Here is a 13,646-nt window from a genome sequence, read left to right on the forward strand (position 1 = left end):
AGTGGTTGCACAGTTGGCTTGAAGGTCAAAGTCGACGCCACCTCACTGGAGTCTAAATAGCTATTATCATGCAGTAGCGAGGGTAGAACGATAAGGGACTAAAGCGGTCGGCATAAAGCGCCGAGCCGCATCTATGTGCTTTATAGAGTCGTCAAAGAAGATATGCGGAGCAAAGGTTTTGAGCACCGATGTTTTCTCAAGCCCTCCCAAGAAGAAAGCCATATCCACATCTACGCCCCAAGCTCGCAAGGTTTTTATCGCTCGCAGGTCTGCAGGAGCATTGCGGGCCGTCACTAAAGCAATCTTTATCGGACAGTGATGCACTTTGGCAGGTAAGCGCTGCTGCAATTTTGATAGCTTAATTAATAGCTCGGCATAAGGGCCCTTTTCGATCGGTAAGTCGATCATCTCAGCTTCCCTATCATGAAAAGCTTGTAGGCCTTTTTGTTTATACAATAGCTCCCTGAGTCGTCAAATAAGACCGCATCCCCATCGAAGGCAATGCGTAGCTGATCGGTATCAAGCTCGTAAGTGTTGACTGGAGTGGCGTCCAATATCGCACAAGCGCAAATGTTGGCATCGGCGACTTGCTGGGCGTCCTCACGGTTAGTCGTCAAAAACAGATCGACATTAAAATCTTTGATATATGGAGCGACAGGACTTCCGGATACAAAGGCGGAACGTGAAATATTCAAACCGTTGTCACGAATGGCATTGAGCACTTGAATGCCAGTATCAGGACTGCTCTTTGAGACGATGACGACTTCCACAAGTGGCGACTCGGTCGTTAAATCCGCTGATAGACAGTCGTTACAGTAATTATTTAGATTCAGCAGCGCTTTGATTAATGGATATCCTGCACCACTATCTAATGGCTGATCTTCACGCTTCGCCATATAATCGCGAAACTCCTTTACTGCCTCGTCAGGGCGCTGCTGTAGTAGCTGTAAAGGTGGTTCTCAGACTCCGTTAAATCAAACAATGCTGTCGCTGATATAGCCACTATTAAAGTATTGGTTAAATCGACTGCCATATTATCCGTTCTCTATTCTAAGCATGGTATTGGTTAATGCTCATCAGTTTAGCAATTAAACCTCAGTAGGTAAGTAAGATTTTTATTATTGGCTACTCTTTAATAGTAATCCCTTTTGTACTGATAATTGATTAAATAATACTTAATTATCATTATTATTTATTAATATAAACTATATAATAATATTGAAATATATCCCCTTGGCCTCAAATAAATAGCTAAGAGTAATAAATCAATGCTCACCAACAGATATTAAAAATATCAGGAGAGAATAATGAATAATACTGCAGCGAATAGCAAAAAGATACTGTGACCCAATCGCGTCAAATCGAGCAGCTTTTTGCTGGGGTCGATACCCAAGACGGCGCTGGCGTTAAATTGACTCGCGTACTGACGCAGCAGCTGCAACAGCGCCTCGATCCGTACTTGATGCTCGATAACTTTAAAAGTGACAATCCAGATGATTATGTCGCAGGGTTCCCCAATCACCCGCATCGCGGCTTTGAAACCATTACTTATATGATTACGGGGCGTATGCGTCATCGTGATAGCGTGGGTAACGAAGGGCTATTACAGAACGGCGGCGTGCAGTGGATGACAGCGGCGAGCGGTGTGATCCATTCAGAGCTACCGGAACAAGAAGACGGCGCGATGGAAGGCTTCCAGCTGTGGCTTAATCTACCTGCTAAAGATAAAATGAATGACCCTTGGTATAAAGATTTCCAAAGTGAGGACTTGCCTAAATACACAACTGAAGATGGCGTAGACGTTACGGTAATCGCAGGTACATCGCATGGCGTAGAAGGTGCAGTCACCCGCGACATTACTGAGCCGACGTATTTGGATATCCATTTACCAGCAGGAAAGAGCTTTAGCCAAGCGATTCCAGCCGATCATAATGCGTTTGCCTTTGTATATCGTGGTAAAGTAGATATTGAAGGTAGAGAAGTACCAACTAAGACTATGGCTATTCTTGAAAACAATGATAGTGCTGATGGCGTCACTATTACCGCCAATAGTAGTGAGGATACCAAAGTGATCTTAATCACTGGTCGCCCACTACGCGAGCCGATTGTGCAATATGGTCCGTTTGTCATGAACAGCCAGCAAGAAATCATGCAAGCGGTCACTGATTTCCAAAGTGGTAAGTTTGGTGAAGGGGCTTAATGATTAGCCTAGTTTGTTAAATACTCTATTGAATGTTAAAGCCCGTATTATTTGTTAATATGGGCTTTTTTGTGGGAAAATTGCTGCTTTGGCTGTTTGTGGAGTCCTCATATACTCTAACTATAACATTATGACTGAGCAGCTCCGTAGGGTATTTAGACCAGTAGGCGAGCAATTTTGGTTTGATTTTAAGAGATTGCGGTTATGAGCTAGATAATAAATTTAAGTTATGAGTCTTTAATCTATCCGGTTATAGTTTGCTTGATTCACCCGAAGTTCATTTTCTTTAGGTTCTACACCATTCTCAATAATATTAATTTTGATAATATATTTTGGTAAACCAAATTTATCTAAGAAACCTGTAGCAACTTTTTTAGATGTTTCATCAAACTCTAAATCCAAACCATTAAAGTAACGCTTCGCAAGCTGTAATGAAAATGGTGTACCATAGCGATAAAGCAATGTATCTTTACCACCTGTTTCTAGAGCTAAGTTAAGAGGTACACATACAGCTCTAGTTACCGCAGAAAATGAGATTTGAGAACCTCTATGATAAGGGTATTGCCTTAACGCTTCTTGATACGAAGAACCTAACACAAAGTTTGTAATTTCTTCATAATCATAAAGCAAGTACTGAGAACGAGGAGCGTTCTTCAATATTTTTTAGCTTGGGGTATTTTCATTGCACTGAAGGATGCTTTTCTCCAGTCACGCTTTTTTGCTTCAAGAAATGCAGCTCCATGAAGATCAGTGCCGTCTTTATAATTAATATTTATAACTAGAGCAATGTCGCCAAAATTATTCTCAAAGTTCCCCTTTAATTTATATATTTGCCAGTCTATTTTGTTCTTTCTATCGTTACTAGTAAAATACATGCCATCTAGTTCACGTCTCAAGTCAGAAAGTAATTTTAGAGTAATGAAGTCTTCATTCCATTCGTGACCTGTTATTTCGCTAATAGAGTTTCGAATAGTGTTCTCTATTCGGCCTGTAAATTCATCTAAACTGGATTCCATTTGATGTCTCTACTTAAAGTATGATACAGAGTAAACTGTATTTTAATTAGTATTTAATTCTGTATTATATGAATAAACTATACGCAAAGCAGATTAGTATCTGATTAATTAGCTATCACACGCAGTTGGTCTTAGATCAATTTGTTCATATCAATGCTGTAGCCAGACTGTTTCATTTCTTTAGCTAGTTGCAACTGCCATGCAGAGGATTCATCTAACGAAATATAAACTACACCACTAATGTCATTTGGCAGTTCTAGCTTACCATCTACTAAAGCACAAACATTTTCTCGTCCAAGTTTACCAATAAGTAAACCGTGCTCAAAAACTACATTTTGTCGTGCTCGAACATTTAAGTTTCCAGCATCTGTTTTTACATTACCAACATCATCAGGTGTATATAAAACTATCGCGAATCCAGTATCGGAATAATGCTCTATTTTCTCAATAATTGTTCTTCCTGAGCTTGCCTTTTCGTGAAGAATAATTGCTTCGAATCCTAATCTTTCTACGAATCTAGCAGCTTTGTTTTGCGCGCCCTCATCATGACCATGGACTATAAACACTCTATTTGGTTTGGCATCTCTAGACTCTTGCCTGACAGATCGTGTAGCTACAAGCTCTTTCTTATAGCCTACTGCACCTTCAATAAAATCATCAGTGACGTTTGTTGCCCGTCCAATAGCCTGATAGGTATCAGATGGACCACCGATTATAACCATTGATGAGTTTTGATTCTCTGCTCTGATTTGAGGAATAAAAGATTCAATTGTTTTTTCACTTTTAGCAATAGTTATCCTCTCAAGATCATCAGGCTGAACAGTCTTTCCATTAATGACAATTGGTTTTCCTTGCTCATAAGGTTCAACAAACCTTGAAATTAATTGTTCTTTAGTAAGATCTGTTTTGTACTCACCGTAATGTGTATCTGATTTTGGTTTTACTTTTACATGGTAATACATTTTGATTCCTTATAAAGACTAACAATTTACTATCCTGTAAATCTAGCATTAATACGACAGACCAACAATCTAAATATAATAATAGAAAATGAAGAAAGAAATTGATTAAATCATCTATAAATATAGTCCTAAAACATTAAAGAACTATAAACAAAAATCCCGACCATAAAAAGCCCCCTTCTACTTTCGCAGAAGGGGGCTTTTGGAATAGAGAGCTGACGATGACCTACTCTCACATGGGCGAACCACACTACCATTGGCGCAACGATGTTTCACTTCTGAGTTCGGGAAGGGATCAGGTGGTGCCATCGCGCTATTGTCGTCAGCAAAGGGGGTTAGATATGAGTCTGTTTGTGTGACTTTTGATAAGTACCACTTACCCTAACTGAATCAAGGTTAACGGTGATATCGAAATATTCTGTCTGTTTCTATAGCCTGAGCTATACAAGATAGATTAATTAGACTTGATACAAACCACTTGGTGTTGTATGGTCAAGCCAAACGAGCAATTAGTACAGGTTAGCTACACACATCACTGTGCTTCCACACCCTGCCTATCAACGTCCTAGTCTTGAACGGCTCTTTAGGGAAATCTAATCTTGAGGTGGGCTTCCCGCTTAGATGCTTTCAGCGGTTATCCCATCCGAACGTAGCTACCGGGCAATGCCATTGGCATGACAACCCGAACACCAGTGGTTCGTCCACTCTGGTCCTCTCGTACTAGGAGCAGATCCTCTCAAATTTCCAACGCCCACGGTAGATAGGGGACCGAACTGTCTCACGACGTTCTAAACCCAGCTCGCGTACCTCTTTAAATGGCGAACAGCCATACCCTTAGGACCTGCTTCAGCCCTAGGATGAGATGAGCCGACATCGAGGTGCCAAACACCGCCGTCGATATGAACTCTTGGGCGGTATCAGCCTGTTATCCCCAGAGTACCTTTTATCCGTTGAGCGATGGCCCTTCCATACAGAACCACCGGATCACTAAGACCTACTTTCGTACCTGCTCGACTTGTGGGTCTCGCAGTTAAGCGCGCTTTTGCCTTTATACTCTTCGACCGATTTCCGACCGGTCTGAGCGCACCTTCGTACTCCTCCGTTACTCTTTAGGAGGAGACCGCCCCAGTCAAACTACCCACCATACATTGTCCTCGGTATTGTGATACCTGAGTTAGAACCCCAACATGACCAGGGTGGTATTTCAAGGATGGCTCCACCAAGACTGGCGTCTCGGTTTCAAAGCCTCCCACCTATCCTGCACAAGTCAGGTCAAAGTTCAATGTAAAGCTGTAGTAAAGGTTCACGGGGTCTTTCCGTCTAGCCGCGGGTACACAGCATCTTCACTGCGATTTCGATTTCACTGAGTCTCTGCTGGAGACAGCGCTGCCATCATTATGTCATTCGTGCAGGTCGGAACTTACCCGACAAGGAATTTCGCTACCTTAGGACCGTTATAGTTACGGCCGCCGTTTACTGGGGCTTCGATCAAGACCTTCGCTTACGCTAAGCCCATCAATTAACCTTCCAGCACCGGGCAGACATCACACCCTATACGTCCACTTTCGTGTTTGCAGAGTGCTGTGTTTTTAATAAACAGTTGCAGCAGCCTGGTATCTGCGACTGCCAGCAGCTCAAGGAGCAAGTCCTATCACCACCAACAGCGTACCTTCTCCCGAAGTTACGGTACCATTTTGCCTAGTTCCTTCAGCAGAGTTCTCTCAAGCGCCTTGGTATTCTCTACCTGATCACCTGTGTCGGTTTAGGGTACGATTCGTTTATAACTATTGCTTAGAAGCTTTTCCTGGAAGCATGGTATTTGCCACTTCGCTGTACATGTACAGCTTGCTATCAGATCTCGGTATAGAATAGCCCGGATTTACCTAAGCTATAAACCTACATCCTTTCACCTGGACAACCAACGCCAGGCTGACATAACCTTCTCCGTCCCTCCATCGCATTATAAACAAGTATCGGAATATTAACCGATTTCCCATCGACTACGCCTTTCGGCCCTCGCCTTAGGGTCGACTCACCCAGCCCCGATTAACGTTGGACTGGAACCCTTGATCTTCCGGCGTGGATGCTTTTCACACCCATTATCGTTACTCACGTCAGCATTCGCTCTTGTGATACCTCCAGCATGCTTTACAACACACCTTCACAGGCTTACACAACGCTCCCCTACCACTTGAAAACAAATTCAAATCCGCAGCTTCGGCTCCTAGTTTGAGCCCCGTTACATCTTCCGCGCGGGCCGACTCGACTAGTGAGCTATTACGCTTTCTTTAAAGGATGGCTGCTTCTAAGCCAACCTCCTAGCTGTCTATGCCTTCCCACCTCGTTTCCCACTTAACTAGGGAATTTGGGGCCTTAGCTGGCGGTCTGGGTTGTTTCCCTCTCCACGATGGACGTTAGCACCCACCGTGTGTCTCCCGGATATCACTCATCGGTATTCGGAGTTTGCATCGGTTTGGTAAGTCGGTATGACCCCCTAGCCGAAACAGTGCTCTACCCCCAATGGTGTTCGTCCGAGGCGCTACCTAAATAGCTTTCGGGGAGAACCAGCTATCACCGAGTTTGATTAGCCTTTCACCCCTATCCACAAGTCATCCCCTGGCTTTTCAACGACAGTGGGTTCGGTCCTCCGGTGCCTGTTACGGCACTTTCAACCTGCTCATGGATAGATCACTCGGTTTCGGGTCTATACCCTGCAACTAGTCGCCCTATTAAGACTCGGTTTCCCTACGGCTCCCCTAAACGGTTAACCTTGCTACAGAATATAAGTCGCTGACCCATTATACAAAGGTACGCGGTCACCCAACAAGTGGGCTCCCACTGCTTGTACGCACACGGTTTCAGGTTCTATTTCACTCCCCCTCACAGGGGTTCTTTTCGCCTTTCCCTCACGGTACTGGTTCACTATCGGTCAGTCAGGAGTATTTAGCCTTGGAGGATGGTCCCCCATCTTCAAACAGGATTTCTCGTGCCCCGCTCTACTTAATATGTTAACGCTAATGTTTCGAATACAGGACTATCACCTACTATGGTCAGCTTTCCCACGCTGTTCTTCTACATTAGCTTTAATCGGCTTCTCCCCGTTCGCTCGCCGCTACTAGGGGGAATCTCAATTGATGTCTATTCCTAAGGGTACTGAGATGTTTCACTTCCCCTCGTTTGCTTCCCTAATAAATTAGGATACCTACCTTATGGTAAGTGGGTTTCCCCATTCAGAAATCTCCGGATCACAGGATATTGCCGCCTCCCCGAAGCTTATCGCAGGCTGTCACGTCTTTCATCGCCTCTGACTGCCAAGGCATCCACCATGTGCGCTTCATTACTTGACCATACAACCCCAAGTAGTCTTTCGACTTCTAAGTGTCATACAATCTAATTATGATAACGATATCACCTATGTTTATACGCTTGATTCAGTTCTCTTTACTTTTTTAATAACTCACCCCTGGGATAACAAATAATGTCGTTAAGAGGTGAGTTATTAAGGTTAAGATGGGCGCGTGAATACGCTCATCCTAACCCAGACTCATATCTATGTTTTTAAATAGTTCCTATGCTCTCGTCGAGTCATAGTTTTCTGTATAAAACAGAAAGAAGTAATCGTGTCTTTATTCAAGATGAATCACTTGTTTCTATTTGATACCTATTTTATTTAGCACGCTAAGCTTAGCCGTATGTAGTGGTGGAGCCAAGGAGAGTCGAACTCCTGACCTCCTGCGTGCAAGGCAGGCGCTCTACCAACTGAGCTATGGCCCCTGAGCGAGGATACAATCGAAGCACTGCTTCGATCCGAGCGCAAGAGGAAATCCCTTAAAGGAGATTTACTTAGGGCTCTTTCACCTACATTAATAATGGTGGGTCTAAGTGGACTCGAACCACTGACCCCCGCGTTATCAACACGGTGCTCTAACCAGCTGAGCTACAGACCCTGATACGTCCTAAAACGTAAGCTTAAACTAAAGAACAACTTGTTGTGAATTCTTGCTGAGCGAATGCTGTCTATAAGGAGGTGATCCAGCCGCAGGTTCCCCTACGGCTACCTTGTTACGACTTCACCCCAGTCATCAACCACACCGTGGTGATCGCCCTCACTAAGTTAGGCTAACCACTTCTGGTGCAATCAACTCCCATGGTGTGACGGGCGGTGTGTACAAGGCCCGGGAACGTATTCACCGCGGCATTCTGATCCGCGATTACTAGCGATTCCTACTTCATGGAGTCGAGTTGCAGACTCCAATCTGGACTACGATAGGCTTTTTGAGATTCGCATCACATCGCTGTGTAGCTGCCCTCTGTACCTACCATTGTAGCACGTGTAGCCCTGGTCGTAAGGGCCATGATGACTTGACGTCGTCCCCGCCTTCCTCCAGTTTGTCACTGGCAGTATCCTTAGAGTTCCCACCCGAAGTGCTGGTAACTAAGGACAAGGGTTGCGCTCGTTGCGGGACTTAACCCAACATCTCACGACACGAGCTGACGACAGCCATGCAGCACCTGTATCACAATTCCCGAAGGCACTCTCGTATCTCTACAAGATTCTGTGTATGTCAAGACCAGGTAAGGTTCTTCGCGTTGCATCGAATTAAACCACATGCTCCACCGCTTGTGCGGGCCCCCGTCAATTCATTTGAGTTTTAACCTTGCGGCCGTACTCCCCAGGCGGTCTACTTATTGCGTTAGCTGCGTCACTAAGTCCTCAAGGGACCCAACGACTAGTAGACATCGTTTACGGCGTGGACTACCAGGGTATCTAATCCTGTTTGCTACCCACGCTTTCGAGCCTCAGTGTCAGTATGATGCCAGGAAGCTGCCTTCGCCATCGGTATTCCTTCAGATCTCTACGCATTTCACCGCTACACCTGAAATTCTACTTCCCTCTCACCTACTCTAGCCTAACAGTTTCAGATGCAGTTCCCAGGTTAAGCCCGGGGATTTCACATCTGACTTATCAAGCCACCTACGCTCGCTTTACGCCCAGTAATTCCGATTAACGCTTGCACCCTCTGTATTACCGCGGCTGCTGGCACAGAGTTAGCCGGTGCTTATTCTGCAGCTAATGTCATCGTCCCCGGGTATTAACCGAAGAGTCTTCTTCACTGCTTAAAGTGCTTTACAACCAAAAGGCCTTCTTCACACACGCGGCATGGCTGGATCAGGGTTCCCCCCATTGTCCAATATTCCCCACTGCTGCCTCCCGTAGGAGTCCGGGCCGTGTCTCAGTCCCGGTGTGGCTGATCATCCTCTCAGACCAGCTACAGATCGTCGCCATGGTAGGCCTTTACCCCACCATCTAGCTAATCCGACTTAGGCTCATCTAATAGCGAGAGCAACAAGTTGCCCCCTTTCTCCCGTAGGACGTATGCGGTATTAATTCGAGTTTCCCCGAGCTATCCCCCCACTACTAGGTAGATTCCTAAGTATTACTCACCCGTCCGCCGCTCGACGCCTGATAGCAAGCTATCATCGTTTCCGCTCGACTTGCATGTGTTAAGCCTGCCGCCAGCGTTCAATCTGAGCCATGATCAAACTCTTCAGTTTAATCTATCTGAAGCCTTTACCTATAAATAGGAAGACGACTTCTAATCTTGGCTCATTTAATCTGGCAAAATCGCTCGTAATTATGTTCGTAATGAATTAACTTTGAGTTTTTCTGCTGTCTTAAATGATAATTTTTATAGTTGGTGTTCTACCGAAAAGATAGTCGACCAACTTTATTTTTTAGCATTCTGAATCAGCAAAAATCCACACAAGTTGTTCTTTAGTTATGCTTTTAAATAGTCTCAATCACTGTCGTCCAGTCATCGATATATAGGGTATTACTAACGCTATCTGCCTTTTCCGTCTCCGGTTAAGCTATCTAGCGAGCCGACTATCTTATCATAATGATTTGAATTGTCAAGACTTTTTATAATTTGTTTCGCCAGGTTAACTGGGTTATTAATGTGTAATCTACACATCTCTTACCGCCAGTCCGTCTGATGAGGGCGTATTATAGAGGGTTTAACTTTTGTGTCAACCAATTTATACATGTTTTTAAAATTATTTTACAGCCATTTGAAATTTTAAGTATTTTCAATAGGTTATGAATTGGTCGATTGGTGAGCATAGTAGAGAGATGAGGACGGATTTCCCTTGCAGTAAGAATATTCTGCTTTAACAGCTATAGACCTTTTACTATTTTTCAGATTTTTCCGTCTATTAACACAATTCTATTCACCTTATAACTTACCCATCCCTCTCAAAAAACGCCTTATACGCCGCGACTTTCTTATCCAACGATAAGGGATAGGCGCGTGAGGTCGATGGTAATCTATATAAGGTTAAGTCATTAACATCCATTTTTTTATTATCTGCATCCTGCCATTGATAAGGGTAATCCATACTTTGATTGGTTTTTGGATGTTTTGATTTGGCAATTGGCTTATCTAATAACCCAAGTAGCACTTCGGTCGCCTTGCCTCCTGTCGTGAATAATGTCGCTACCTTTGGCACTTGCGGCAAGATACTATCCAAATCAACTGGCGTCACCACGGTTAGGTTTTTATCCGAAGCATTGCCAGTCTCTCGAATAGCCTGCTTGACTGTCGGGCAAGAAGCGATGCCACGCTCGAACATAAAATTGCGTATGCGCTCAGGGTCAAAGCGCTTCTCATCGCCGACTCTAAAATAGTTAGCGTCATCAAAAAACACTCGGCCATAGATACGCCACATATCATTATAAAAATTGGGATAATGAAAGCTCATTGCCCATTTATCGCTAGTCGGCGGAAACGTACCCATCATCATGATAGTCGCATTTGGTGGTAAAACAGGCGCAAAAGGATGATTTTCAATTTCTCCTGATGAGCTCTCGGTTGCTACTATCTCGTTATTAGCCTTGTTATTAGCGTCTTCTTGGGTGTTTGATGGTGTTATAGTCATGATATTCTTCATCAGAAAAGCGGTTTTTTTGGTATCATAGCAAGCCTAGACACTACTGCACTTATGATAATTTTATACAGTCAAACTTAGTCGATTCAAATAGTGCGACAATATGACAATAATATAGTCGCTTAGCCTGAGCGGTTTAGGCTTGGCTGCCAATTGTGAGTGTCTAACTGATCACTTTTGGTGACATTACACTCTTATACAAGTAGCACGTTTATTTGATTTGCATGGTCATTGAGGTTTTTATTTTACTATCAATGAGACCAAACAGAGTTAAAGTGGGGTAAGTGTTTGTATCTTTTTATATTAATAGCAACCGCAATGACTGCGCACGCATCAGACAAAAAACCAAGAGAATACTTATGAGTGATTTAAACAACGATTTAAACATTACGGTCATTGATCATCCATTGGTCCGTCATAAACTCAGCCTCATGCGCGAAAAAAGACTGTAGTACTTATAAATTTCGTACATTGACTAAAGAGCTTGCACGCTTGATGGCTTATGAAGCAAGCCGTGATTTTGAAATTGAGACCTTCCCAATGCAAGGCTGGTGCGGCGAAATCACGGGTGAGCAAATCATCGGTAAGACTGCGACTATCGTGCCGATTTTGCGTGCAGGTATTGGCATGCTTGATGGGGTACTCGATCTGATCCCTACTGCCAAGATTTCTGTGGTCGGTTTACAGCGTGATGAAGAAACGCTGCAGCCAGTACCATTCTTTGAAAAATTTGTCAGTCACATGGACAAGCGTCCTGCGCTAATCATTGATCCAATGCTAGCTACGGGTGGCTCAATGGTTGCGACCATCGAGATGCTAAAGAAAAATGGCTGTACTAATATCAAAGCATTGGTATTGGTAGCTGCACCTGAAGGCGTCCGCTTAGTTAATGAAGCACATCCTGACGTGACTATCTATACCGCTGCGTTAGACAGCCATTTGGATGAGCACGGTTACATCATCCCAGGTCTTGGCGATGCGGGCGATAAAATCTTTGGTAAGCAGTTATCAAATAGATAAGTCTCATTAGGGTAAATAAAGCCGTCATCAAGTTTATGGCAACAGCAGACAACATCAATAATAGGGACAGACAATGAACGTATTGATTACAGGAGCGAGCGCGGGTTTTGGTAAAGCGTTGGCAGAGCGTTTGGTGGCTAATGGTCATCGCGTGATTGGTTGCGCTAGACGTATCGATAAGCTGAATGCTTTAGCAGAGATTTTAGGTGAGAATTTTTTACCTGTGGTGATGGATGTGAGTGATACGGATTCTATTCCGCAAATCATTGCTGACTTGCCTGATGACTTTAAACACATTGATGTCTTGGTTAATAATGCAGGATTGGCGCTGGGTACAGAGCCTGCACACAAAGCCAGTCTCGATGATTGGATGCAAATGGTCGATACCAATGTTAAAGGTCTAATGTCATTGACTCATGCAGTCTTGCCAGCGATGGTCGAGCGCGATAGCGGATATATCATCAATGTCGGCTCGATTGCTGGTAGCTGGCCATACTTTGGTGGCAATGTATACGGCGCAACTAAAGCCTTTGTCAAACAATTTAGCCTAAATCTACGTGCTGACCTTGTCGGTACGCAAGTACGCGTGACCAATATTGAACCGGGCGTAGTCGCGGGTACTGAGTTTTCAAACGTGCGCTACCATGGTGATGACGATAAAGCAGCTAAAGTCTACGATGGCTTTAAGACCATGACAGGTGAAGATATCGGCGATATATTACTGTGGTTGATTGAGTCGCCTGCGCATATCAATGTCAATCGTTTGGAAGTGATGCCAGTCGCGCAAACCTATAACGGTCTAACGGTGGCTAAAAAAGACCGTTAAAAGCGCATCTATTTAACAATCAACGTAACTCGTAGAGACCGAAGCAATATAGATGACTCTATATTGCTTTTTTTTATGTCCTCAATTGTTACCTCATTTACCAAGCGTAAGTCCTGAAAGTCCATAATCAATACTTCATTACGCAGGCGCTCGCTAGTGCGTTTATTATGGCGTATCGGAAACCCTAATACTTGCTTACCGACGATGGTGATTTGATTAACGATTATCTTTGAATAAGAAACCTGATGAGTTGCCATTTTTTGTGCGTTAATGATTGCCGTGGCTGGATTGACGGTGGTGGTGAGTAGTTTTGTTTGTCGTACCACTTTTGGCACCTCTCCTGCAAAAAATACCACCTGATCTAATGGCATATACTGCGCATGGCGGGTCAGCTCTTGACGAAACAAAGCGGGCATTTCTACATTAAAACTGTCTTCTGTTTGTTGATAAAACGCGGTAAAGTTGCGATGCAAATACCGTCCAAATACTGTGGCATTGATCCATTCTTGATAAATATCGTTCGCCAGTAGTCGCTTGGAAAAGCTATTGGCATCTATCGTGACCTCATTATTCAACATCGACAATAAAAGCGCTTGTGGACTGGTAAATGTCTGCTGCTCCCAAACTTGTGGATACAAGCTACTATCCAATGACGACAATATCGATTTGCTCAT

General features: G+C 43.9%; 7 protein-coding genes, 2 tRNA genes, 3 rRNA genes and 2 pseudogenes. 3 read left to right on the plus strand and 11 right to left on the minus strand.

Annotation, left to right across the window (positions count from 1 at the left end; translation table 11 throughout):
- Positions 1-66 precede the first annotated feature (66 nt).
- Positions 67-896, minus strand: a pseudogene (locus PKHYL_RS18330) (5'-nucleotidase).
- A 446-nt stretch (positions 897-1,342) separates the two neighbouring features.
- Between PKHYL_RS18330 and PKHYL_RS15170 the strand changes: the two are divergent.
- Positions 1,343-2,200, plus strand: a complete 858-nt coding sequence (locus tag PKHYL_RS15170) for a pirin family protein (RefSeq protein WP_197496787.1) — start codon at positions 1,343-1,345, stop codon at positions 2,198-2,200.
- 237 nt (positions 2,201-2,437) lie between these two features.
- On the opposite strand, the gene PKHYL_RS15175 is transcribed toward PKHYL_RS15170, so the two are convergent.
- The 9 genes from PKHYL_RS15175 to PKHYL_RS15215 all read right to left on the minus strand — a co-directional run bounded on the left by PKHYL_RS15175 (position 2,438) and on the right by PKHYL_RS15215 (position 11,117).
- Entirely contained in the window at positions 2,438-2,857 is a 420-nt protein-coding gene (locus PKHYL_RS15175; RefSeq protein ID WP_240365521.1) for a hypothetical protein, read from the minus strand.
- The gene (locus tag PKHYL_RS15180; RefSeq protein WP_240365522.1) at positions 2,854-3,216 is read right to left on the minus strand and encodes a hypothetical protein; all 363 of its coding nucleotides are present in this window, start codon (positions 3,214-3,216) and stop codon (positions 2,854-2,856) included. The genes PKHYL_RS15175 and PKHYL_RS15180 overlap by 4 nt, the downstream gene beginning before the upstream one ends.
- A 131-nt stretch (positions 3,217-3,347) precedes the next feature.
- A complete protein-coding gene (locus PKHYL_RS15185) occupies positions 3,348-4,178 on the minus strand; it encodes a TIR domain-containing protein (RefSeq protein ID WP_071002858.1) in 831 nt (276 codons plus the stop codon).
- A gap of 213 nt (positions 4,179-4,391) precedes the next feature.
- Positions 4,392-4,505: ribosomal RNA gene (gene rrf / locus PKHYL_RS15190) — 5S ribosomal RNA — on the minus strand.
- A 161-nt stretch (positions 4,506-4,666) separates the two neighbouring features.
- Positions 4,667-7,525: ribosomal RNA gene (locus PKHYL_RS15195) — 23S ribosomal RNA — on the minus strand.
- Between the two features lie 351 nt (positions 7,526-7,876).
- Positions 7,877-7,952, minus strand: a tRNA-Ala gene (locus PKHYL_RS15200).
- 96 nt (positions 7,953-8,048) lie between these two features.
- A tRNA-Ile gene (locus PKHYL_RS15205) sits at positions 8,049-8,125 on the minus strand.
- A 73-nt stretch (positions 8,126-8,198) separates the two neighbouring features.
- A 16S ribosomal RNA gene (locus PKHYL_RS15210) occupies positions 8,199-9,734 on the minus strand.
- Together the 16S, 23S and 5S rRNA genes with 2 tRNA genes alongside form the textbook arrangement of a ribosomal RNA operon.
- A gap of 687 nt (positions 9,735-10,421) precedes the next feature.
- A complete protein-coding gene (locus tag PKHYL_RS15215; RefSeq protein ID WP_240365523.1) occupies positions 10,422-11,117 on the minus strand; it encodes a DNA glycosylase in 696 nt (231 codons plus the stop codon).
- Positions 11,118-11,485: 368 nt separating this feature from the next.
- Between PKHYL_RS15215 and upp the strand changes: the two are divergent.
- Together upp and PKHYL_RS15225 are read left to right on the plus strand one after the other, a co-directional pair.
- Positions 11,486-12,146, plus strand: a pseudogene (gene upp, locus PKHYL_RS15220) (uracil phosphoribosyltransferase).
- A gap of 73 nt (positions 12,147-12,219) precedes the next feature.
- The gene (locus PKHYL_RS15225) at positions 12,220-12,972 is read left to right on the plus strand and encodes an SDR family NAD(P)-dependent oxidoreductase (protein ID WP_071002857.1); all 753 of its coding nucleotides are present in this window, start codon (positions 12,220-12,222) and stop codon (positions 12,970-12,972) included.
- A gap of 8 nt (positions 12,973-12,980) precedes the next feature.
- On the opposite strand, the gene PKHYL_RS15230 is transcribed toward PKHYL_RS15225, so the two are convergent.
- Positions 12,981-13,646, minus strand: a complete 666-nt coding sequence (locus PKHYL_RS15230) for a hypothetical protein (protein WP_240365524.1) — start codon at positions 13,644-13,646, stop codon at positions 12,981-12,983.

The sequence above is a fragment of the Psychrobacter sp. KH172YL61 genome (assembly GCF_007182895.1).
GTDB lineage: Bacteria > Pseudomonadota > Gammaproteobacteria > Pseudomonadales > Moraxellaceae > Psychrobacter > Psychrobacter pacificensis.